This window comes from Paenibacillus sp. FSL P2-0136 (assembly GCF_037975325.1).
In the GTDB taxonomy this organism is placed as follows: Bacteria; Bacillota; Bacilli; order Paenibacillales; family Paenibacillaceae; genus Paenibacillus_AQ; species Paenibacillus_AQ silagei.
Window position 1 is genome coordinate 3,569,833 of the sequence record NZ_CP150244.1, and the last position, 24,431, is coordinate 3,594,263.

Below are 24,431 nucleotides of genomic sequence, written 5' to 3' on the forward strand. Positions count from 1 at the left end.
ATCAACACCACACAAGTGACTGATTAGAAGCGCCAATGTAACGTTCGGGAGTACCACACCGTACTCAATATTCTGGTAGTTGCGCAAGGTGCATTTCATAGTGTCGTTAATCTGATGTACGATGGATTCTTGGGTATACCCTGCGGCTTTCCGTGCATCCTTTATCCTCAAAATGCAATATCTCCCTCAACTTTTCGGTATGTTTTTATGATAGGGGAGGAGACCCGTTAATTTAACGCTTTATAATACACGAAATATATTGCGTATAATGTTTTTAGGTATATAATAATAGATGTAAACGGGATAATTAGTAAAATATCCCTTTATATTGACCGCCGTTTGATTCAGCCTTAGTATCAACTATACGTATGCTTTTAATCCTATTTTATGGGAGGAGGTGTGTTGGTTTGGGATCGGTCAATTCGATTCGGGAAGAACTGCTCGCGTATACGAACAGAAATCAAATGATACATTCCCATTTTGCAGAGTTAGCGGGTCTCAATTCAGGTACGCTCAGCCGGATCTTAAAAGGTAAACATCCAATCTCTATGGCACAGCTTGCTGCGATTACTGCTGGAATGAAGCTGCCGGAAGACTATTTTTTTGAAGACTATATCGATGAATGCTTTTCTTTTGTAGTCTCCATGCGGAGGATCCGACCCTTTATTTTCCGATGTGCAGAACTAGATCGTTTGGATTGTATTGAACAGATTGTGAACCGTCTGCTGGAGGATTTGTCTTATGCATCTTTACTGTTTGAATTCGCTGAACTTTTGTATGGGGACAATAAAAGCCAAGCTGCAAGGATACTGTATCAGGGTGTGAGCGAAGCCGAAAAGTATCAGCATTCCGAACGGTTAGCATTATGCCAGTACCGTATATTTCAGATTGAATTAGAAGAACAACAGGATCTGGAGGAGAAGTTACGTGCAGCCACTCAATTTGAGTTGTATGTCAACCGCTTAGACGCAGCCGATCAGCTCGATGCAATGAAACAGCTAATGCATATTTATGGTCTGGTACACAAGTGGAAGAGAGTAGACGAACTCGCTAAGGAAATGCACCGGATTGCATCCGTTCAATATGAGCTGGAAGGCCGCCGATCTAACACAATAGAAGAAAGGGTGAAGCGTCCTGATCGTCCTTTTTACTATTATATCCTGTACGCATACTTAGCCAGATCTACTGCCAGCGAAGAGTGCGGCGACTACAAGAGGGCATTATCCTTTGTGAAATTGTATGCAAATGGTGAACGCTGGGTTCAGGAGAATGATGAAGAATCCCGGCAGGTCATTGCACAATTTACGGAATGGGCCGTAGCTAACACTTATCTGTACCGGTTAATGTCCGGAGATTTGGATGTAATACATGAGTACGCAGACTATATAGCTAATCAAGAGGATGAAATATTTGTGGCAGTGCGTTATATGGTTCAAGCGGCGAATGTATTTAAGCTTAATATCGACAGTATCTTAGAGCGGTTCGCGGCATACATACCTTATGAATCCAGCAAGACAGAGTTCGGTGAATACAATCAGGCCATCCTGCAAGAGAGCTACGCGCAATTCCTCATCGACCTGGCAATCTATTTTTTCAATCACAGCAAGAGTAAGGAACAGGCATTGAACACGGTACTGAAAGGCTTGGAAATATCAATTACGATCAATAGCAGCAAAAATATCATTGTTTTTATGAGTCTTTATGAGCAATATAGGGAATTTACAGATCAGGAACTGGAGGAAAGATTCAAAAATCTATCAAGTGAGGTGTATCAGCCTGTAGTGTTTCAATTGTTATTTCAACGACGATAACCTTGGTAACTACACTGGGACATGGTTGGGAACTTAATCATTTTCGCGAAAATATACAGGGGTGCTCCTGACATTTCGGGGGCGCCTCTTTTGTTATGTTCTGAAGTTATTTTGTGCAATGCAAAAGACATCCTATTATCTGTCATAAAACCCTAAGATAGCATAAAGGGAGGATTCTATGGTGAACAGAAATATGCTCGTGCAAGTCCGGATTGAACGTGCCCGGAACCGACTTCACATTCTGGCGGAGAAACATCATGATCTTCAGCACCCTGCGGTCCTTAAGCAATCCATGGTATTGGATGAATTGATTAACCAGTATAATATGGAGGGAGAGCAGCAGAGATTAATAGAGAGCAGGAAATTACTTGAGAACAAACATACTTTATATTGAAGATAATGAGAAAATCGGCACTTGGGTCAAAGACGAGCTGGAGCAGCGGGGATATTCGGTACAATGGCTGCAATCCGGTGAGGGAGCCGAGGCTGAGGTTACGCAGTATGATGTCGTTATTCTGGATATCATGTTACCGGGCTTAGATGGATTCACTATAGGCAAACGGTTAAAAAAGGCGGCCCCCGCCGTTCCAGTGCTGCTGTTGACCGCCCGGACCTCCGTCGATGATAAGGTAGAGGGCTTACAATTCGCGGATGACTATGTGACGAAGCCCTTCCATACCGATGAATTGGTGGCCAGGCTGGAGGTATTAATCCGCCGGAGCGGCGGAGTCTCTTCGGACCGCATTACACTGGGCACTCACATTGAAGTGGACACGAAGCTTCAGACCATTTATGACAAGCGTACAGGAGAAGAGATTATTTTGACAGGGAAGCAGCATCAGATCCTGATGTATTTCCTGCGCCATCCGAATCAGGTTCTGCCGAAGGAACAGCTCTATGAAGCTGTCTGGGAGGAAGCCTATATCCCTGGCGACAAGACCTTGCTGGTGCATCTCCACCGACTGCGGCACAAGCTGGAGCGCGACCCGGAGACCCCGGAGATTATTGAGACGCTGAAGGGAATCGGCTACCGGGTGAAGCTATGAAGCAGCCCCGTTCCTTGTTCCGGCATTTTCTGAAGCTGCACTTTCTGTTCATCTTGCTGCCGCCCCTTGTGCTGATGGTATTCTCATCCTTCTTTGGCACTTCCGGGACAGAGCCAAGATTCAATACGCTGAACCTTTTTTACATTACAGTGCTTATGTTCACTTGTATCATTGTCGCGTTCGTTGTTCTATCCTGGCTGTTCTTCTGGAGACTCCGCAAACGTCTGACCCGCTTACAAGAAGCTATGTCCGCTACTCCCGCTGCTGCGGATTCCTCGCCTGATCCTGTCCTGATTCAAAAGGACCGCATGGATGAAATAGACCAGTTAGGCGGTTCCTTCAACCGGATGATCCGGCAGCTGGAAGACAGCCGCAGGCGGGAGCAGGAAGAGGCAGGGCTGCGGCAACGGCTCATTGCCAACATGTCCCATGACCTGCGGACGCCGCTGACCATCATGCGGGGACATGTCACCCGGCTGAACAAAGAACCTATGAGTCCAGAAGGACAGAGCTCCTTAGCAGAGATCAACCAGACCATTACCCGGACCGGAGAGCTGATGGATGATTTGCTCTCATACACCTTGCTTACCTCAGGAAAATATCCCTTCGAGCCTGCTCCCACAGACATGGGGCGCCTGGTAAGAGCCTCGGTTGCTGCGTGGTATCCGGTTTTTGAAGAACATGGCATTCAGGTCGATGTTGATCTGCCCGCAGAAGAGACCTTCCACTGGACAGCAGATCCTCGGTGGATGACCAGGGTGCTGGATAATCTGTTTCAGAATATCATCCGCCATGCAGCGGACGGCAAATATGCTTCTATCGCTGTGGATGTGCAGCAGGAACGGATTCTTGTCGCTGACAAAGGCCCTGGCATGGATCATTCTGCATACGGTGGTGGGGCGGGAATAGGGCTATCGACCGTACATTACATGCTGAATACAATGACCCTGAAGGCTGATTTCAACTCCAGCGGGCACGGGACGAGGGTAGTCATTGGCAAAATGTAACCTGAAATTAACCCGGAAGTAAACGGCCTGCCCACCGGGATGTAACCTTGCATCTGTATACTTAGCACCATAACGAAAGGATGTGTTATGGTTGCTTACCATCAATAACTTAGTCAAACGCCGCGGTACGCAGAAGATTCTATCCGGGATCACCTTCGAAGCCAGACCTGGAAGAGTCACAGGATTCCTGGGACCCAACGGGGCCGGCAAAAGCTCTACACTCCGTATCCTGCTCGGATTGGATCATGCCACCTCCGGGAGCGCCTTGATTCATGGCAGGCCCTTCGCAGAATTAGAGCACCCACTGGCAGCCGTAGGTGCCGCGCTGGACGGATCTGGAGCCCATCCGATGCGGACAGGACGGGCACACCTGCGCTGGATCGCTTGCGCCGCCGGTCTGCCCCGCTCACGGGTCGAAGAGGTGCTGGATATTGTCGGTCTTACCACGGCAGCGGGCACTAGAGTCAAGCAATATTCGCTCGGCATGGGGAGAAGACTGGGAATCGCAGCAGCGCTGCTTGCAGACCCGGAGATTCTGATTCTGGATGAACCGGTGAACGGGCTCGACCCGGAAGGCATCCGCTGGATTCGGACATTTCTGCGTAAGCGAGCAGAAGCCGGGAATACGGTGCTGCTCTCCAGTCATCTTATGGGCGAGCTGGCCGAAACGGTGGACGATGTGGTGATCATTAAGCAGGGGAGAATTGTCGCAGACGGCACCTTGCAGGAGGTAACCGGCAGTCATTCCACGCTGGAGGATGCCTTCTTCGCCCTGACCTCTGAACAGGCAGGTGATGCTTGGTGAAGGCATTCCATGCAGAAATCTCGAAATTGCTCTCGCTGCCGGGGATTTGGCTCGCCCTGCTTATTGGAGCATTGGCTCCTGCGGTCATTGCTGCCTTGGACGCTATAGCAGAAAAAGAGGCGATTATAGCTGGAGTCAGCACACGGCTGCCCGAAATGGGCTACAGCGGATTAGGTCTTGGTGTGCAGGGCGTTATTATCCTTGGCGTGCTTGCAGTCAGCAGCGAGTACCGGACAGAGAGCAGTGAAGGGGCCGGAGGGCAGCAGATTTCCACAAGTCTGATGGTTGTATCATCGCGGCTTCAGTTGTTTCTGGCAAAAGCAGGCGCTGTATCTGTCATCAGCATCCTCCTGTGTATCCTTGCTGTAATTCTGATTGTACCAACCACACACTATATATTAGGTGACTATGCCCCGCTACTTGAATGGACCCGGCTTGCCGGTGCCGTCTGCTACTGGACCTTCACTGCACTGTTGGCCTTCGGGCTGACGCTGCTGACGAAGCAGGGCATGATCCCGCTTACCGTGCTCATGATTAATTCATCGCTGGTATCCTTCAGTGTCCTGCTTGCCAAGGTGACGAAGCTGGCATTCTATTTGCCGGACCGGGCCGGCATGGAGATGTTTATGTTCACTAAGAACAGTGCCTCGACCGAGGTTACAGGCAGTCTGTTCGACAGCTATCACACCCCGTTCACCGGCGGCTTGATCATGTTTGCCTGGGTGGCCGTGCTGCTTGGGATTGCAGCTATTGTGTTCCATAGGAGGGATGTTGCAGCATGAATGTCTCATCCGGCAGGAAGACTATACGAATCCTTAGGGCTGAACTGGACAAGCTGATGACATTGCCATGGATATGGACCGCAGTTACGGTTACATTTCTTGTTCAGCTGCTTTTGACTGCGGCCTTCACTTCCGCCTCTCTGCAGGAAGGAGCCGCAGCACCCGGAATCCTGAATACAGGACTTGCCTCGATGAGCTATCTTCAGGCAGGGTTCATTATTCTGGGGATCTTGGCGGCTTGCTCCGAGTATACGGGCGGACAGATCCGCACAACGTTAACGGTAATCCCCTGGCGCGGACGCCAATTATTGATGAAGCATCTGGCACTCACCCTGATTACGATTCCTGCGGCGTTTATCCTTACGGCCTCCGGTGTCCTATATGCGGGCTGGAGGCTAGGCGGCCGTGCAGCAGGGATTGAACCTCATGAAGTCATACAAGCATTGCTGGGGGCAGCGGGCTATCTGACCTTGACCACACTGCTTAGCGCGGCGATAGGGGCTTTATTGAGAAGAACCGTTCCGGCCCTGGTGATCCTGCTCGGCTATTATTTCATTATCAGTCCATGGTCGCGGGGGCTTCTGCCGGCCTATTTCCCGGATACGGCTGGACGTTACATGTACCTGCTGCCTTCCTCTGGCGAACTGAATGTCCTTACGCCTGTGCAGGGGGCCGGTATTGTAATGATCTGGATGGTGTCCTTTGTGGCGACAGCGATTGTTGTCTACCGTATCCGGGATGCCTGAGGCCACCGCTGATAATAGACAATGCTTAAAGCAAGCAGAACAGTGAAACTCCGGTGACGGGAGAATCGCTGCTCTGCTTTTTTGGGTTTGCAATCCTATACAACATGAAAGCTTCTGGCCGTTTCATTCTCGTTCCTTACGGTGAAGGCTATAGTAGACGCCGTAACATGCAGAGGGGGGAGCAGGCGATGAGAAAATCATTTTATGCCCTATTTATGCTAATATTCTGGATTCCTGCGGTAATCCTCAGCTTCCTGGTCTGGAACGATTATTCCGGTTATGTGCGCAGTGCAGCGGATCGCCTGCACCCGGTCAAAGCGCTGTATTATCTGGACCAGGGCAAGAAGGTGCTTGCGGTCACGGACAGCAGCAACGGGCTGATGGCGACGCTGTATGACGCAGGCACCCATAAAGCTGAGCAGGAGGTGGAGCTGCGCTCAGACATCCACCGGCAGCGGCTGGTCTCTTATCAGGCCGGTAAGCTGGTGGTCGCAACCAAGGACAATATGGGCCTGCAGGTGAATGTTATTGATCCGGCGGATGGCGCAAAAGAGCTGGTGCAGGGAAGCTTTGATATCCCGACCTTTCTGAGCTCCGACGGGCATGAGTGGCGGGGCAGATTACTATTCGCCGGGGCGGATAAAAGCTCAGCGGTCCATGTGGCAGAAGTCAGCCAGGCTCAGCTCCATTACGCGAATCTGAACGGATCAGCCGGGCTTCCCGCACGGCCGGTCTCGATCCGTGAAGCCTCCTTCAGCTTCATGGACGGGTATCAGCTTCCCTTCTATGAACTGGGACTGAAGGACGGGCGTACCGCTTATGCTTCTGCCCTCTTCGGCAAGGATGGCATACCTCTACTTGGGCTGAAGGGGGAGCAGGAGAGTGCTCCCGAAGCGCAGAAGAGGGTAGGGCAGGAGTTTGCCGCGCAGTTCGGACTGGACAATACCCGGCTACTGCGGGTAAGCAGCGAATATCCAAAACAGGTTCACTATTACAATGAGGCTGCGGGTAAATGGGGCGAAGCCGTCAAGACGCCGGAGCCGGTCTATCAGGCCAGACTCTTCCCGCTGAACGATCAAGAGACGCTAATTGCCGGGTCCACTGCGGAAGACGAGCTTAAGGGTAAGCTAAGCGGGTATTTGTATCATGGGCAGACCGGGGAATTTACGAATGTCAATGCCGCGCTTAAGACATTATCCTACGATCAGCTGCAAGATCCAAAGCTGAGCTTCTATAAAGAAGCGAATAATGATACACTGTACTATTCAAGTCCGGATTCATTGGGAGGCTGGCTGCTTGTCAAGGAGGGGCTTAGCGGACAGATCAGCAACGGGGAGCTGCAGCAATGGCAGATGGCTGGCGGGGAGGATCAATTATCTGCAGCGACCTTCAAGAACTATGTGCTGACATGGAATGCCCTGGTTGTGAACTGGGTGATCTGGCTCGCAATTCCTTTACTGATGGTGGTGGGACTACTCTGGCTGCCACAGCTTCTCATCCGCAAGCGGTGGCAGAAGCTGGCCGAGGGGGTTCTGATTCAAGGCACGGTTATCAATCTGGCCGAGACGGGGATGCTGGTCAACGAACAACCACAGGTCCGGCTTACCGTCCGTTTCACGGACCTGGGCCAGAGTAAGGAAGTCCAGATCAAGCAGGTCATTTCTTATCTGAACCCGATCCGTCCAGGCGATCAGGTGATGATTAGCTATAACCGGAGCAAGCATAAGGCGACCCTGGTACGGGAGAGCGAGCTTAAGAACCAGGCACCGCCCCGGATCATTCATGATGCGGTCTTAAGACAGATGGAAGCCTGCGGACCTGTAAATCGTGGGCAAGCACTGCTGCTGCACTTTGAGGCAGCAGGCCAAAGCTACAGTGTGCCTGTGGTGCAGCCCTCCGGCTTCGTCTACCGTGCCGGAGAACGGGCAGATCTGATAATCACAAGCGGCAACGCCCGTTTGTTGAGATACGGTCCTGCGGGGCGGAGTGATCAGGCAACCCAGCTCACCTTAGAGGCTGAAATTACAAGAGTTCAGCGGTTGCCGGTGAAGATTGCCGGCCAGAATCTGCTGCTGCTTGAGATAGTGATGGTGAACGGAAAGGAACGTCTGCGCAAGGTGAACAGCCAGTTCGTTCCGGAGAATCTGGAAGTCACTGTAGGCGCGTTAGTTCCCGTAACTGCTAAGCCGGAGGAGGTTGCGCTTCAATCGCGGCTTCTGCAAGGCAAGCAAGGCAGTGCCAGCGTCCGATCGGTCGACTACCGGGGAACGACCGGCGACCGGCCGCTTGCCACGATCACCGTCGAACGCGGCGGACAGAGCTACCGGATCAGGCAATCTATAGAACCGGTGTATGGCGTGGAAGCCGGGGATGAATTATGGATTGCCTACGATGAGCGCACCAGGGAAGCCACTATTGTTAACTACGCCACGTAAGCACAGTCAAGGATTGGTAAATTCATTTAATGAAGGGAGGGAACTGGAGATGGACAGCAGTAGTCAAATATACGATTTCAGGAATTTTATGTTCCGGTTAAGCAGGAAGCCTACCCTTCCCCCATTGCAGTATAGGTCTGTTCTATTCAGTCTATCTTCTGGCGCCTCTTATTGACTGAGCAGGATAGCTTTATATTCTTATGAATGAAGGAATGTGCAACTCTCCCTGCCTAAGGCAGCGGAGAGTTTTTTTATTTACCTCAGATTGGAGTTGTACATTATGCAAATGAACTTTTTCCATCAAGGGAATCAGCGTAGAACCTTCGGCTGGGCGGATATTCTCGTCATTTCCTTGTTGTTATCCGTCCTGTATGCCGCAGCGAAGCTAGGCTCGGGGATGCAGGTGCCTCTAGATCCAGAGGAACTGTCTTCGCTCAGTCTGGACCCCAAATGGCTGCCTTATTATGCAGGGCGTTCCCTTTTGCGGATGTTTATCGCTTTTGGAGCATCCCTGATCTTCACCTTCGTGTACGGCCGCATCGCGGCGTATAACCGGACTGCAGAGAAGTTTATGATTCCCGCCATTGATATCCTGCAATCCGTTCCTGTACTTGGATTCCTGTCGGCCACAGTGCTGGCCTTCATGGCCTTGTTCCCAGGCAGCCTGCTCGGCGTGGAAATGGCTTCGATCTTCGCTATTTTTACCAGCCAGGTCTGGAATATGACACTTAGCTACTATCATTCCCTTAAGACGATCCCCCGCGATCTGAAGGAGGCTGCCGCAATGAATCAATTGGGCAGATGGCACCGTTTCACGAAGCTGGAAGCGCCATTCTCGATGATCGGCCTGGTCTGGAACAGCATGATGTCGTTTGGCGGAGGCTGGTTCTTTCTGGCGGCCAGTGAATCGATCAGCGTGCTGAATCAGGATCTGCATCTGCCGGGAATCGGGACGTACATGGCCCTAGCCGCAGAGGATGGCGATATTAGAGCACTTATCTATGCGATCCTGGCGATGGTGGTGCTGATTGTGATGGTAGACCAATTATTCTGGCGTCCGGTGATTGCCTGGAGCCAGAAATTCAAGAATGAACAGACGGAAGCAGGCGAAGCACCAACCTCCTGGGTGTTAGAGCTTCTGAAGCGGGCCAGCTTTGTTCATTATCTTAACCGTAAGCTGCACGGCGGCGTTCATGACGGATTCCTGCGGCTTGCCACCCGAAGCGCACAGTTGAAGCTGCCTCATGTCCCGTCAAGGGTCAAAAAGGCTCTTCAATGGCTATTCCTGTCTGCGGCCGCTGTGCTGATGCTCAAGTATTTGTATTCAGGCATTCTCGAGATTGCCCAATTAAGCTGGGGCGAGCTGGTGCATGTGGTGTACCTCGGCCTGCTGACCGGGTTACGCGTTGTTGTTTCGACACTGCTGGCTGTACTCTGGACGCTGCCTGTAGGCGTGTTCATCGGAACGAATCCGCGGCTGTCAAGAATTGTTCAGCCTGTTGTGCAGGTTCTGTCTTCTTTTCCGGCCAACATGGCGTTTCCAATATTCACGATTCTGTACTTGAAGTTTGGAATATCGATGGAGATTGGGGCAATTCCGCTGATGATGCTGGGTACACAATGGTATGTATTATTTAATGTGATTGCCGGGGCGATGGCCATTCCTTCCGATCTCAAGGAAGCCGCGGTAACTCTGAAATTGACGCGCTGGCAGACCTGGAAGACGCTCATTCTTCCCGCTGTTTTCCCCTTCCTAGTCACTGGCTGCATTACGGCAAGCGGAGGCGCCTGGAACGCCAGCATCGTTTCCGAAATCGTCTCCTGGAAGGATCAGGATCTGCAGGCAGCCGGGTTAGGTACATTTATTGCGCAAGCCACCACGAACGGGAACTGGCCGGAGATCATCTGGGGCATTATCGTCATGTGCATGCTCGTTGTGATCGTGAACCGTCTGGTGTGGCGCAAGCTGTATGCCTTAGCTGAAAGCAAATATCACTTGGATTAGAGGTGTAGAACATGACCAAAGCATTGATTGAATTAAAGCAAATCACCAAACGTTATGATCAGCCGAAGCAGGCAAATGTGAGTATTCTGGAAGATATCAACCTTCAGATTAAAGAAGGCGAGTTAGTCTCGATCCTGGGACCTTCAGGCTCGGGGAAATCGACGCTTCTGCGCATCATCGCAGGTCTTGTGCCGCCTTCTCAAGGCTCGGTGCTCTATAATGGACAAGAGATTGCCGGTACGAATCCGGGCGTCGGGATGGTGTTCCAATCGTTTGCATTATTCCCTTGGCTTACGGTCCTTGAGAATGTGAAGCTGGGACTTGCGAACAAACCGCTGCGCGAAGCCGACAAAATGCGTAAAGCACTCGCTGTCATCGATATGGTTGGTCTGGACGGCTTTGAAGGGGCATACCCCAAAGAATTATCAGGAGGGATGCGCCAGCGTGTGGGCATCGGCCGGGCGCTCGTCATGGAGCCGGATATTCTTCTGATGGATGAACCGTTCTCAGCTCTTGACGTATTGACCGCAGAGAATCTGAAGCGCGACTTGCTGGAGCTGTGGACGGAGCGGCAAATCCCTACCAAATGCATTATTATGGTCACCCACAGTATAGAGGAAGCTGTCTATATGTCAGACCGGGCGATCGTCTTATCCAGAGATCCCGCCCGTGTGATCTCCGATATTCCCATTGCGCTGGCGCACTGGAGGGATAAACAAGATCCGCAGTTCACATCGCTTGTGGACCAAATCTACTCCATACTGACCCAAAGGGAAGTGAAGCCTGCCGGTCCGGCCGAAGAAAAGAAAAACACCATCGAGAAAATACCACCGGTTCCGGCAGGCGCCCTCACAGGCTTCATTGAACTGATTGACGATCTGGGTCAACAAGTGGACTTGTACAAGCTGGCCGATCAATTAAGTCTGAAATTGGAAGATTTCCTGCCCATCGTCGAGGCGGTGGAAATGCTGCAATTTGCTACGATTCTGCAAGGAGATATCGAGCTGACAGAGGTGGGTCACCAGTTCGCCGATGCAAGCGTCCTGATGCGCAAGGAAATTTTCAAGGCCCAGGTGCTGGAGCATGTTCCTATCATGGAGAAAATCATCTGGATTCTGCAATCAAAATCCAATAACAAAATGGAACGGGCCTTTTTCGCGGAGATTTTTGAGAAGCATTTTGAGGCAGAGGAAGCCGCGCTTCAACTGGACATTGTGATCGACTGGGGCCGATACGCAGAACTGATTGCCTATGACAAAAAAGCAAAGGTGTTGTACCTGGAAAATGATTCTAATTAACTTGGACATTCGTGCTGAGGAGGTTCCTGGGTTAAGAGAAGCCGTGGGCTGGTCAAGAAGGGACTCTGACTATCCAGCCCTGTTTCAGCGATGCAATTTCTGGGCGGGAGCCAGAGATTCCGCAGGGAGACTCATTGCCTTTGGCTACGTTGCCGGAACCGGTCTGGAGCACGGATATATGGAGGACATTATCGTCCATCCAGATTATCAGAGGCACGGAGTGGGGCAGCAGCTTGTTAAGGAGCTATTGAACGAGTCTATTCGACGCGGATTGACCATAGTAACCCTCACTTATAGCCGTGAACACAAGGAATTCTATGAGAAGTGCGGCTTCTCGTCTACAGCGGCCGGAATTTGGCGGGCGGAGGAAGGAAAGTAATTCATACAAGAACTGAGAAGCCAGCGATTCCTAGCGGACGCTGGCTTTTCCGCGTTTAGTTCCAAGTCTGAATTCTATAATATGTAAGGTGATTTACTATTATTAGGCAGGTTAATTCCATCTTCCTGATCCGTTATGATTATATAAGCTGCGCTCTTTGAAGGAGGTTCTGCGGGCTTATGAATCCGACCCGGACGTTGATTAAGGAGATATTGTCTAATAGTAAGAGAATCCTTGTTTTGATCCTATTCTTCAATATTTTAGCCGCATTCGTCTCGACTGTTCAGCCCCTCCTGTTCAAAGACCTATTCGATGACATCCTGCCTGACAAGCAGATCGGGACGGCTGCATTCTATATGCTCCTGCTTATTCTGATTCCCGTAATTTACGCCGCCTTGAACAGCGTCACCTCTTATTACAATAATGAGCTGGGCAACCATTTATCCAAGAATCTGCGCCTGCGGCTGTTCTCTGACGTACTTCAGACCCGGCCAAGAGACGTGGACAGCATCGGCAAGGGGGAGATCATTAACCGGATCACCTTGCAGGTGGGGATGCTATGTGAAATTTTCGTGGTTGACACCCTGATGGCCATGGTCTCGAATGCTATTCTGCTAATCGCTACCCTGTGGATCATGTTCTCGATGAGTACCGAGCTTACACTCGCAGCCATCCTCTCATTCCCTCTATGTATGTACGGCTTCAAGCGCTTCAGGAGTAAGACAGAGCGCCTGGATAAGCAGTATCATGGCATTTTGGATAAGGGCATCAACTATTTGAATGATTTCTTCACGAATCTGAAGGCGGTCCATAGGTGTAACGGACATCAGGCGGAGCAGAAACGCTGGAGGGAGTGGAATGACGAGGCGTGGAAGATATCCCGGCAGTCTAGGCTATTTCATCATGTGGTGTTGAACCTGGTCGCGGATACGGTCATTTCCATCATTACGGGCATCATTTACGGCTATAGTCTGTTCTTGATTCTAAAAGGCCGCATCTCACCAGGCACATTGCTGGCCTTTATTGTGATTCTTCCAAGACTGTATCAGATTTTCAAGTCGCTGTTTACGCTGAACATCGATAGGAGCCGCATGACGGTCATTATTAATAACCTGAATGACATCCTTGAACTGGAGAAAATTTCATCGGGAGCCACAGCTCCCGACTATCACCGTGTCCCCCTCCTGCAGCTGAGGAATGTCTCGTACCGGTACGCTAAGGCAGATTCTTTTGGGATCACGGACTTTAATCTGGACATTGAGCCAGGAGCCTTCGTGGGGGTTGTTGGACTAAGCGGCTCAGGGAAATCTACGATATTCGAGCTAATCCACAGGTTCATTGAGCCGGATGAAGGGGAGATCTGCCTGGACGGTGTCTCGATCCAAGAACTGGACATTCATGAACTAAGACGATATGTCGGCTATTCTCCGCAAAAGGGAGTGCTATGGAACAAGTCTATTCTGGACAACATCATTTATCCTCTGCAAAAGGAAGACATGACTGAAGAGACATGGCGCAAATTCAGCACTGCTGTTGAGCTTGCCCATGTGGACCCATTTGTTCTAGCCATGCCTGAGCAATATGAGAAGAAGGTGGAGGGCCACGGCGACAATCTCTCCGGCGGCGAGATCCAGCGGATTCTATTAGCCAGGGCCTTCATGAGTGAACCCCGGATTCTGATGCTGGATGAATACACCTCAGCTCTCGACGCCTTGACAGAGAGTGACTTGAACGATACCTTGTTGAGCCTGAAAGGGAAGCAGACGATCCTGGTGATTGCACACCGGCTGTCCACCGTGAAGAATGCAGATGTCATCCTGGTCGTGGATAAGGGAAGAATTGTTGAGCAAGGCAGTCCAGCCGAATTACTGGTCCAACAGGGAATGTATTACAAGATGGTGGAGAAGCAGAAAATTTAGCGCTTCAGCAGAATAACACAGCTTGCACCGCTTCAATTATCACCTTTTGGTGACTATATCACAAAAAAGTGGGTACTGTTTTTCTTGTAACTTTTCCTCCATACTAGCGTTCATAGGAACTACAAATCATAAAAGGAGTGTATAATAGTATGGGTAGATTTGATGGGAAAGTAGCAGTTGTAACCGGAGGAACAAGCGGCATCGGGCTTGCGGCGGCAGAGCAGTTCGTACGAGAAGGGGCTTACGTGTTTATCACAGGACGCAGACAACGTGAATTGGATGAAGCGGTACAGCAAATTGGTCAGAATGTTACAGGCGTTCAAGGTGACATCTCCAAGCTGGAAGATCTGGACACCTTATTCGATACCGTCAAGCGGGAAAAGGGACATTTGGACATTCTGTTTGCCAATGCCGGACTAGGGTCATTCCTGCCGTTAGGCGAAATCACGGAAGCCCACTACTACAAGACCTTTGATGTCAACGTCAAAGGAACGATTTTCACCGTACAAAAGGCATTACCTTTGTTCCCTAATCAAAAAGGTTCCATTATCCTGACAGGCTCTACGGCCGGCTCAATGGGGGTACCCGCGTTCAGTATCTATGGTGCCTCCAAGGCAGCAATCAGACAACTCGTCCGCAACTGGATTCTGGATACGAAAGGGACAGAGATTCGGATGAACGTCCTTAGTCCGGGTTCAGTCGTCACACCTGCGTACGATGAATTGTTCGGCTCCGAGCTTGACAATTACCTGGAACAGGCCAAAACAGATGTCCCGCTCGGCAGAGTAGGGCAGGTAGAAGAGATCGCAAATGCAGTCATGTTCCTGGCCTCGGATGAGAGCAGTTATTTGAACGGCATTGAATTATTCGCAGACGGTGGAGTGGCTCAAATCTAAATCAGCTTAACGTTTGTGTATCAACTCAGGAGATGATGGATTGTTATGAAAATCTTTCACTGTGAACTGGAAGTTACACTAGAGGTCATCGGAGGGAAGTGGAAGGGGCTTGTGCTGTACTATTTAATCCAAGGACCGAAGCGGACAGGGGAATTGAAGCGGCTTGTTCATAATATTTCGCAAAAGATGCTGATCCAAACGCTCCGGGAACTGGAGACAGACGGATTAATCCGCAGAACTATGTACAATCAAGTACCGCCTAAGGTGGAATACTCAATGACAGAGCTGGGTCAATCCCTCGAACCCGTATTAAGACTGCTTTGTAACTGGGGAGGGAAGTATGCAGGACAATCCTACACTCCGGGCGAGTTTAAGATTTTAAATTTGGAATAAGTATTGTTAATAAACTATAGTTCTAACTAGAGGAGCCTGCTGCCAGTAGGCTTCTTCAGCGTATATGCCGCTATTCATCAGAGGAGGAGACATAATGACAGCAATAGACTACGCTAACCTATCCAAAGAAGGACAATGGGGTGACTAGGGGGACGTCTGGCGACGGCCGGAGACCCAAACTTCTCCGGAGTCATGGTAATCCCACACCGAGGAACTTTTGTTTGGGAACTTTAATTTGGGGAATTTAGGATGCCAAATAAGCCGAGGCTTAGTATAATAAGTGCAGACGGATTCCAAGGAGGAGGTGGTTGTATGAGTGCAGGCGATATTAGCGACATTAGCGATATTACTCCGATTACCCAATTGAATATGAAGAGGAGAGGCTTTCATGAGCTACAACCCCGAAATCCCGAGAAGCCGGTACGACAACTATGGCGACCGTGAATGGACACGGCTTACGAAGGATGGTCCCGGCGAGCTTTTGTATCAGGTGCATCTGGACATTCTACAGCGCTATATCAAGCCTGGGGACCAAGTGTTGGAGATTGGTGCAGGTTCAGGCAGGTACACCAAAGATCTGGCTACCATGTGTTCTGAGTTGACCGTCGCTGATCTGTCCAGCCATCAGATTGAATTCAACAAGTCCAAAATGCAAGAGCTGTCCCTGGTGGACAGAATCAAGGCGTTCCATGTGCTAGATGTGCTGGATATGAGCGTGTTTGCAGATGCTTCTTTTGACTCAGTAGTATGTATTGGCGGTGTCATCAACTATCTCTTGGACAGAGAGGCGGATGGTATCCGGGAGCTGCTAAGAGTACTTAAGCCGGGCGGCCTCCTGATTGTCGGGTCGATGAGCTTCATCGGCGCTTCTATGTATTATCTCGAAGGCATCCGCTATGAGAAGGACCAGTTCGGGATCGATGCTACAAGATGGCTCATGAATACAGGGGTTCAGGACGAAGATCATTATCCAGTTCCCAGCAAGCATTACGTCCATATGATGAGAAGCTCTGAGCTGGATGCTTTATTTGCACAGTTTCCGGTTAATATTCTGGAGAGAAGCTCTGCCGGACTATATACGCAAGCTGGAGATGCTGCCTTAGAGAACGCCCGGGCTGACCAGGAATTCTGGAAGCTGCTTGTCGAACAGGAGATCGCGTTCACCAAACTGCCGGGCACGCTGGATTGCGGCATGAATCTCATCTATGTGGTGCGCAAGCTATAAGGCTGCCGCTCAATAAGCATGACTTAATCAAAATCCCGTCTGCCACAAACAGGCGGGACTTTTTATATCCGAAGGAACGGGGGATCACGGAAATGGGAGTATGGACTAGCTCAATGAATGGAGCACCTTGGACAAAAGGTAAAATGGATCAAGCGGTGAAGGAGCTCAGACAGCGGGCGCTTATTTCGTATGTCATCGATGTGGACAAGCTCCAGGATCTGCAGGAATTAGATCAGCATGTATTTGCCGAACGCCCGGATCTGGTCTTGTCAATTAGCCAAGCCGACAGGAAAGTGCGCTATTCCGAGGAATTGCTGCAGACCTTAGCGGAACTACAGCACATCACAGCCTTAGAGTTGAATCTGTTTCATAGTGTGGATCTGAGTGTGCTTGGCAAGTTGCAGCGACTGCAGTTTTTATCCATTTCGGCCAAAAAGCCGATAGACCTAAGCTTCCTCGCAAGCTTCAAGCAGCTACAATATCTCTCGGTCCATGGGCAGTTTCAGGACTTAACGCCGATAGGCGATGCCGCCAGCCTGGATACCTTAATCTTGCGGACTACGATTCATGACCTGGAATTTGTCCGCCGGTTACCGAACCTGCTGTGCCTCTTCATTCACGACTCCATCTTGAAAGGATCACTGGATGCGCTTGCAGATTCTACCGTCCCCATGCTGAGTCTGGCGGCTATCCGCAACTTAACGGAGGTGGATGCCCTGGAGTCCATGAGCAATCTTACATACCTGAACTTATCCTTGCCGAAGCTTGAGGCTTTGTGTGACTTTTCGAATATGCCGGGGCTTATACAGCTTGAACTCGATCAGATGAAATCCCTGGAGGATATTGACCCTTTATGGACCGCAACGCAGCTTGAAATGTTACAGCTAAGAGAGATTTCAGCAGCCGTGACCGCGAAGGAGCTAGAGCCTTTGACCGCAATGAAGCATCTGAAGCAGATCGACTTCCAGTTCCTTGATCTCAAAAAAGGCAGGATCGTAGCCTTACGTGAGTCGTTTGCCCAGGCAGGCAAGAGCCACCTATTGTATGAGAATATCGCCGAAGTCAAGCGAATCAGGCCCATGTCACTAGTGCATTTACGCAAGCATATGGGATTAGATCAATAAATTAGCGGATAGGAGAGATAGCCATGATTGATTTAGCACAACTCCAGAAGAGAGTGTATCAGAATAAGCTTGAGAAGGGGTTCAATGTCACAGATATTTATCAGGAATTCTGCCTGACCCACGGAGAACTGTCTGAGGCCTGCGAAGCTTACCGGAAGAAGAAAGACGACCTCGGCGAAGAATTAGCGGACGTTGCCATTTATCTGATTGGACTAGCTGAGATTCTGGGGATTAACCTGGAAGAAGAGATTATGAACAAGATCGAAAAAAATGAAAGCAGAGTCTATGAGAATAGGGATGGAGTGCTTGTGAAGGTGAAGGAATCAGCAAAAGATCTCATAATATGACAAAATTCAACAGCCAATTTAGACAAACATTTACAGCTGATGGGTTTATAATTACTATAGTAATCTAATGAAATAAAGCAGGAGGCAAAAAATGACGGGCACACCGGTAAGAATTCCCGTATACCAGAAGAAATTAGACATTTTTAATTGTCTGGATTACTTGATTTGTCTGCATATTCATAACAACGGCCATCCTTATCAGTACACTTTCTCCGGCAATTGGGGATTCTATTATTATGCTGCGGATGAATTTATGAATTATGAGAAAGGGGCTGAAAATCCGCCTTTCTACGCCAACCTAAGTGAAATATATCACATGAAAATGAATCAGGCCGAGTATACCAATCTGATCGATCATATGGAAGAAGGGGGCGGGCTCTTCACCCAGTCGGACGGCTGGTACCTTCCGTGGACCATCAATTATCACAGAGTGCATGACGGTCATTACTTCTATATTGAGCAGTACAATCAGGAACGGACTCATGCCCTGGTCATTGACTGGATTCCGGAAATGATGGAATGGGTGCCGGTTGAGGCTCTAAATGACGGCTTCATTGCATGGGGTGCCCATGCATTTCGTCTGACTGAAGCGAAGCTCGATATGACCCTGCAAAGGGTACTGAACCTGCTTGCCGATTGCCGGACCCGTATTGCGGGCTGGTCAGACGGGCACGTGATGACGGGCTTAGCGGGTCTGCACGCGTTCCGGAAGGATATACTGGCTTTGGGGGAAGAAGGGAGCCGTTATGTGGACCAATGGTGGGACCTGCTTAAAATACAGACTGATGTAAGAAGCCGCTTTTTGGAATTCATATATTTTTTGGAATGCTCCGAACAATCGCCTGTGTACAGTACTGCCAACAACGCGCTTATTGAAGTGTTTGAAGAGTGCTATAACAAATGGCTTGCGTTGCGGAACGGGTTGATGAAGACAGTAATTACGGGTACCTACGAATGGAAGAGAGCTGCCGAAAGGCTTGACAAAATTATACTGCATGAAGAGCGCTGTGAAGCTGCTCTGAGACAATATATAGAGAGGATGTCAACTCAGCTTGAACACAAGTTCTTATCATACGGTCAATCTTGAACCGTACCTTAATGCGAAGGGTGTTACTTGGCCGGAACTCGGGATCATTGGAATACTGAATCATGGCTTTGAGAGTCTGGCGGGTCAATTCATGCCGAATGGTCAGCTCCAGCCTGTCGGCGGTGTTCCTTTTCTTTTTCCCAGAACAGATACGGCTGCAATGGACTTAATCAGCTGCGAAGAGCAGGTCCTGCCAATTGCATGCCAACAGTATTGTGAACGGCTTTTGTTTTTGGGATTTTGCTGCTGGGGCGAATTTGAGGATAACATCGAACTGCGCTATTCCGACGGGTACGTAGAGAGACAGAAATTTGGTTTTTTTGACTGGCACCGCTTCTTCAAAAGTGATTCCGTAGACACGGCGGCATTGGTGATGCCTTCTTTCTGCTACAAGGATGAAAAAGTAGGCTGGGAGACGGTAATGTACGTCCGTGAAGTCCAATTAGACCGCTCAAGAATGCTGCATTCCATCCAGCTGCCGGATAATCCTTACATGTTTATTGTAGGCGCAACCTTTAACACTTATGGTTAAATTTATTATTTTTTTGTTTACATCCTATTACTTTGCATTCCGAGGAGTTACGACATGACAGAAGAAGATAGACAGGCTGATGTCAAGTTCTACCCGTTAAGCCATCCGCAAAAGCGGGTGTGGGTTGTGGATAAAATCCATTCCGGCTCCAGTCTTCATAATATTGGCGGGACCATACGGATACATGGGGCAGTTAACCTTGATCTATTGGAACAAGCTATCCATCTGTTCATCCTAGAGCATGACGGAATACGATTAAGATTTACCGAAGGGAAGGACGGGCCTTGCCAGTATGTTCATCCATACCAGCCTATTCCTCTGGACAGACTGGATTTTTCACGCTGCTGTGAACCGGAACAAGAGCTTCTGACATGGAGCCAGGCAGAAGCCTCGACACCGTTTGAATTGGAAGATGCTTCACTTTTTTACTTTGCACTATTTCAAGTATCCGGGTCCGAAATGGGTTATTACTCTAAGTTCCATCACCTGATTGCGGATGGATGGTCAATGAAATTAATGACGGAGCAGATTGGTGCAAACTATGAAAGATTATACGCCGGGCAAGATACCGGGAATGGAACCTCTTACTCTTATTTGAATTATCTGGACACGGAACAGCGCTATCTTGAATCTCCGCGCTTCCTCAAAGACAAAGCTTTTTGGACCGGGCATTTACAGGAGCTGCAGGATTCCCTGGCAGGGCACAGTGAATCGTTGCACGGCAGCCGCTCCGTATTCGAATTGCCGTTAGAGCTTTCCGGGAAAATTAAGGAATATACGGACCGGTGTGGCTGCTCCGGCAATTCCTTTTTTACAGCTGTATATCTGCTGTATGCGTCCATCATGCTCCGTCAGACTGACTTGCTATTGGGAATTCCTGTGCTGAACCGCTCCGGACGGAGAGAGAAGAGCGCCTTCGGTATGTTCACAAGCACAATGCCTTTTCGCTTTTCGTTAAGTAACGAGGAGACAGTAGGACAGATGGTAGCGCGGGTTCATAGAACGATGATGGACGGTCTCTTTCATCAAAAATACCCCTTCGATCTGTTAACCAGAGATGTGGAGATATTCAAACAGAATCATACGTCCTTATTTCAAGCTTGTATAAACTGGTACAACACTATGCTTGCCCCTGAGATTAACGGCTACTCGGTTCAGAATGAGGAGTTCTATAACGGCATGCAGCAATACCCGCTGCAGCTTGTTATCAAGAGCTGGTCTCTATCCGGTGCGCTGAGTCTGCAATTTGATTATCAGAAGGACGCCTATTCCGAAGAACAGATCAAGGATATGTATGATCGGATCGTGCATATTGTGACAAAAGTCTTAACTGATCCCTCACGCGCTGTGGGTAGTCTAAGCTTATTGTCAGTAGACGAGGAGCATTACGAGCTCTATGACTTTAATTCCACAGCGATGGAATATAACCCAGACAAGAGCGTTATTTCCCTGTTTGAGGATCAGGCGGCCAGATTTCCTGACAAGATTGCAGTTAGTTTTGGAAACGATAGTCTGACGTATAGTCAGTTGAACCAAAAAAGCAATCAGCTTGCCGGTAAATTAAGCAAATTAGGGGTTGGAAGGCGGACGGTTACAGGACTGTTCACCGTCCATTCCCTAGAGAGTATTATCGGGATTCTTGCAGTGCTGAAAGCGGGAGGGGCATATCTCCCACTGGACCCGTCATATCCTGCAGAACGTATCCGGTTTATTCTCAACGAAGCTGCTGTTCCGGTTCTGTTAATTAATTGTGAGTGGGAACAAGCGATGGACTATAACGGGATCATTATTCATTTAAATGACTCAGCGCTTTTTGAAGGCCCAGGCGGCAACCCCGCATTATCCGTTCATCCAGACGATCTTGCATATATCATTTATACGTCAGGCTCCACAGGAGTGCCCAAAGGAACCATGATTGAGCACCGCGGACTCAGTAATTATGTAACCTGGGCATGCAAGATGTATATCCGCCAGGATGACGAGGTGTTTCCGCTGTATTCATCCTTAGCTTTCGATTTAACGGTAACGTCTATTTTCACTCCGCTGGTAACCGGCAATAAGATCGTAGTCTACCGTGACGATGAAGATGAGTTTGTTCTGTATAGAGTGATACGGGATAACAAGGCGACAGTATTGAAGCTCACTCCGGCCCATCTGTCACTTATCCGGGATCTGGATTATTCATGTTCATCCATACGGAGATTTATTGTTGGCGGAGATAGGCTGAGCACGGAGCTGGCAAGTAAGGTAATGCAGCGGTTCAGGCAGCCGCAGGTGCAAATCTACAATGAATACGGACCGACTGAGACTGTCGTTGGATGTATGATACATCAGTATGATCCTGATCTGGATCATGGGCCATCCGTTCCTATTGGCCGGCCTGCCGGCAATGTACAGATTTACATTCTGGATCAGGGCGGTAATCCTGTTCCTCCACATGCCATTGGCGAGCTGTATATATCCGGGCACGGGGTAGCCAGAGGGTATTTGAACAGACCGGAGTTATCGCAGGAGAAGTTTGTTGATAATCCGTTTGTTCCAGAGCAGCGAATGTACAGGACCGGTGACCTGGCCCGTTTTATTACGGGAGGCATTATTGAATATCTCGGAAGAGACGACCATCAGGTCAAAATCAGAGGCTATCGTATAGAGCTTGGTGAGATAGAGAACAGCTTATTGCAGCATAACGCTATCCGGGCAGCAGCAGTGAAGGATTGGGAGGACTCAGAGCAGGGGAAATATTTATGCGCTTATCTGGTGAAAAACGGCTCCGTCTCTTTAGAAGAGCTGCGGGAATACCTGTCCACCAAGCTGCCGCAATATATGATTCCCTCATTCTTCATTGAGCTGGAGGAGCTCCCGCTTACAGGAGCCGGTAAATTGAACAGACGCTCTCTTCCGAAGCCAGTGCGGCCAGAGCGCACGGGTGCCGGCAATGATACTGCCCTAACTGCAGAGGAGGAAATCTTATACCAGGTAGTCGGTGAAGTAATGCAATTAGAGACAGCATCCGGCAATGACCATTTCTTTGCTGTGGGAGGGGATTCCATCAAAGCAATTCAAATCGCCTCCAAATTGAATACTGCGGGATACACAATCAAACTAAAGGAGCTGCTGGCAACCCCCTTGTTGAGAGAGATGGCCCGGCATGTTCACTGGTCGGGAAGGCCTGAGTCCGGGCAACAGCCGGCTGCGGGAATCATTAGACCAACGCCGATCCTTTCGTGGTTTTTGGCTCAGGATTTCCCTGATCCCAATCACTATAATCAGTCGCTTATGCTGCGGATCAAGCAGAGCCTGGAGCCGGAACAGCTTGAACAGATGCTGCTGGAAATCATCCGGCACCATGATAGTTTTCGGATGAACTATGATGCCGTATCCGGCCAGTTGTATTACAACCAAGATTTGCCGGCACCTTCAGCAGAGGCCGTTCCCTTCTATGATCTTGGCAGCTATCCGATTCGCGAGCAGGACATACGGATAAGGGAAATCGGCACTCAACTCAAACAAAGCTTTGATATTCACAGTGGAGTGCTGCTAAAGGCCTGTTTGTTTCATCTGGGAGAGCGGGGAGCGTTTTTGCTTCTGACGGCGCATCACCTGGCTGTCGACATGGTCTCCTGGGGCATTATCCTGGAGGACATGGGTACTATGCTAAGACAGATGAAAGCAAATGATATCTTAAAATTACCACTTAAAACGCATTCCTTCCAGGAATGGTCATTGTCTCTCGACAGATATGGACAATCCCTACAAGAAGGACAATATTCCAGCTTGCTGGAGCATCCTCCTGCTGTTCCTTTCAGCAAGGGCGGGAAGCTGAATCCGGAAGAGCAGCCAATCCATCATAGCCTGCATTGTACTCTGGATTCAGAGAACACGGAGAGACTTATCCATGCGTCGAACCGGGCTTATCACACTCAGACGAATGATCTCTTACTGGCCGCCTTGGCAAGCATGTGCGCACAGCATTGGCAGGTATGTGAAATCTGCGTTGAGCTTGAAGGTCATGGACGGGAGGATATTGATGCCGGGATTGATATTTCCAGAACAGTCGGCTGGTTTACCTGTATGTACCCGGTAACTCTGCAAGCAGCGGTAGAGGATTGGGCTGAGCAGATTATAACAGTTAAGGAACAGATCCGCAGCGTATCCCGAAGCAAGATAGACTACGGCGTCTTGATGAACAGAAAGGGCTATACAGCCCGTCCACCCGTCAGTCCTATCAGGTTCAACTACTTAGGTGATTTGGATCAGCTGCTGGAGAATGAGTATTTTAAGGCAGTTCCCGTTGACAGCGGTCCTGAAATCGGTGATAAGAACCCCACACAGGAGGTTATGGATTTCAATGTCTATATCCTGAACCGCCGCCTTACCGTCAGCCTGGCCTGCAGCAGCAAATATTACAGTGAGGAGCAGCTCATTGCTATGCTGGATTGTTATCTTGTTACCTTAACCGATATTATTAACCACTGCTCTGGTAAGCAGGAAACGGAGTTTACACCCAGTGATTTTCCGGAGGCCCGGTTAACACAAAGGGAATTGGACAGTCTCTTTGCCGCAATGGAGTAACTTAGAAAGGTAGGGATACAGA

Annotated in this window: 20 protein-coding genes; all 20 read left to right on the forward strand. The window is 49.5% G+C overall.

What is annotated here, in order from left to right; genetic code table 11:
- Window positions 1–407 precede the first annotated feature (407 nt).
- The 20 genes from NYE26_RS14875 to NYE26_RS14970 all read left to right on the forward strand — a co-directional run bounded on the left by NYE26_RS14875 (window position 408) and on the right by NYE26_RS14970 (window position 24,409).
- Complete coding sequence (locus tag NYE26_RS14875; protein ID WP_339256908.1) at window positions 408–1,811, forward strand: helix-turn-helix transcriptional regulator; 1,404 nt, start codon at window positions 408–410, stop codon at window positions 1,809–1,811.
- Window positions 1,812–2,004: 193 nt separating this feature from the next.
- Window positions 2,005–2,205 carry an aspartyl-phosphate phosphatase Spo0E family protein gene (locus NYE26_RS14880; RefSeq protein ID WP_063830924.1) on the forward strand — a complete coding sequence of 67 codons (201 nt, stop codon included), beginning with the start codon at window positions 2,005–2,007 and terminating at the stop codon, window positions 2,203–2,205.
- Window positions 2,180–2,857, forward strand: a complete 678-nt coding sequence (locus NYE26_RS14885) for a response regulator transcription factor (protein ID WP_339256910.1) — start codon at window positions 2,180–2,182, stop codon at window positions 2,855–2,857. Before NYE26_RS14880 ends, NYE26_RS14885 begins: the two co-directional genes overlap by 26 nt.
- Window positions 2,854–3,864 (forward strand): HAMP domain-containing sensor histidine kinase, encoded by a 1,011-nt coding sequence (locus NYE26_RS14890; protein WP_339256912.1) that lies wholly within the window; start codon window positions 2,854–2,856, stop codon window positions 3,862–3,864. Before NYE26_RS14885 ends, NYE26_RS14890 begins: the two co-directional genes overlap by 4 nt.
- 91 nt (window positions 3,865–3,955) lie before the next feature.
- A complete protein-coding gene (locus NYE26_RS14895) occupies window positions 3,956–4,669 on the forward strand; it encodes an ATP-binding cassette domain-containing protein (protein ID WP_339256914.1) in 714 nt (237 codons plus the stop codon).
- The gene (locus tag NYE26_RS14900) at window positions 4,666–5,451 is read left to right on the forward strand and encodes an ABC transporter permease (RefSeq protein WP_339256916.1); all 786 of its coding nucleotides are present in this window, start codon (window positions 4,666–4,668) and stop codon (window positions 5,449–5,451) included. Before NYE26_RS14895 ends, NYE26_RS14900 begins: the two co-directional genes overlap by 4 nt.
- Complete coding sequence (locus NYE26_RS14905; RefSeq protein ID WP_339256918.1) at window positions 5,448–6,197, forward strand: ABC transporter permease; 750 nt, start codon at window positions 5,448–5,450, stop codon at window positions 6,195–6,197. The genes NYE26_RS14900 and NYE26_RS14905 overlap by 4 nt, the downstream gene beginning before the upstream one ends.
- 215 nt (window positions 6,198–6,412) lie before the next feature.
- On the forward strand, window positions 6,413–8,632 hold the full coding sequence (locus tag NYE26_RS14910) for a hypothetical protein (protein ID WP_339256920.1): 2,220 nt from the start codon (window positions 6,413–6,415) through the stop codon (window positions 8,630–8,632).
- Between the two features lie 280 nt (window positions 8,633–8,912).
- Window positions 8,913–10,637 (forward strand): ABC transporter permease subunit, encoded by a 1,725-nt coding sequence (locus tag NYE26_RS14915; RefSeq protein WP_339256922.1) that lies wholly within the window; start codon window positions 8,913–8,915, stop codon window positions 10,635–10,637.
- An 11-nt stretch (window positions 10,638–10,648) separates the two neighbouring features.
- Window positions 10,649–11,935: a nitrate/sulfonate/bicarbonate ABC transporter ATP-binding protein gene (locus NYE26_RS14920; protein WP_339256924.1), complete on the forward strand. Its 1,287-nt coding sequence runs from the start codon at window positions 10,649–10,651 to the stop codon at window positions 11,933–11,935.
- A gap of 43 nt (window positions 11,936–11,978) precedes the next feature.
- Entirely contained in the window at window positions 11,979–12,314 is a 336-nt protein-coding gene (locus NYE26_RS14925) for a GNAT family N-acetyltransferase (RefSeq protein WP_339256926.1), read from the forward strand.
- A 179-nt stretch (window positions 12,315–12,493) separates the two neighbouring features.
- Window positions 12,494–14,233, forward strand: coding sequence for an ABC transporter ATP-binding protein (locus tag NYE26_RS14930; protein WP_339256928.1), 1,740 nt, complete (start codon window positions 12,494–12,496; stop codon window positions 14,231–14,233).
- Window positions 14,234–14,382: 149 nt separating this feature from the next.
- Window positions 14,383–15,129, forward strand: coding sequence for an SDR family oxidoreductase (locus NYE26_RS14935; protein ID WP_339256930.1), 747 nt, complete (start codon window positions 14,383–14,385; stop codon window positions 15,127–15,129).
- A gap of 45 nt (window positions 15,130–15,174) precedes the next feature.
- Window positions 15,175–15,522, forward strand: coding sequence for a helix-turn-helix domain-containing protein (locus NYE26_RS14940; RefSeq protein ID WP_339256932.1), 348 nt, complete (start codon window positions 15,175–15,177; stop codon window positions 15,520–15,522).
- Window positions 15,523–15,910: 388 nt separating this feature from the next.
- On the forward strand, window positions 15,911–16,747 hold the full coding sequence (locus NYE26_RS14945; RefSeq protein ID WP_339256934.1) for a class I SAM-dependent methyltransferase: 837 nt from the start codon (window positions 15,911–15,913) through the stop codon (window positions 16,745–16,747).
- 113 nt (window positions 16,748–16,860) lie between these two features.
- Complete coding sequence (locus tag NYE26_RS14950; protein WP_339256936.1) at window positions 16,861–17,871, forward strand: hypothetical protein; 1,011 nt, start codon at window positions 16,861–16,863, stop codon at window positions 17,869–17,871.
- 23 nt (window positions 17,872–17,894) lie between these two features.
- Window positions 17,895–18,218: a MazG-like family protein gene (locus NYE26_RS14955; RefSeq protein WP_339256938.1), complete on the forward strand. Its 324-nt coding sequence runs from the start codon at window positions 17,895–17,897 to the stop codon at window positions 18,216–18,218.
- Window positions 18,219–18,309: 91 nt separating this feature from the next.
- On the forward strand, window positions 18,310–19,305 hold the full coding sequence (locus NYE26_RS14960) for a hypothetical protein (protein WP_339256940.1): 996 nt from the start codon (window positions 18,310–18,312) through the stop codon (window positions 19,303–19,305).
- The gene (locus NYE26_RS14965) at window positions 19,271–19,837 is read left to right on the forward strand and encodes a hypothetical protein (RefSeq protein WP_339256942.1); all 567 of its coding nucleotides are present in this window, start codon (window positions 19,271–19,273) and stop codon (window positions 19,835–19,837) included. Before NYE26_RS14960 ends, NYE26_RS14965 begins: the two co-directional genes overlap by 35 nt.
- Window positions 19,838–19,891: 54 nt before the next feature.
- A complete protein-coding gene (locus NYE26_RS14970) occupies window positions 19,892–24,409 on the forward strand; it encodes an amino acid adenylation domain-containing protein (RefSeq protein ID WP_339256944.1) in 4,518 nt (1,505 codons plus the stop codon).
- The last annotated feature ends 22 nt before the right edge of the window (window positions 24,410–24,431 follow it).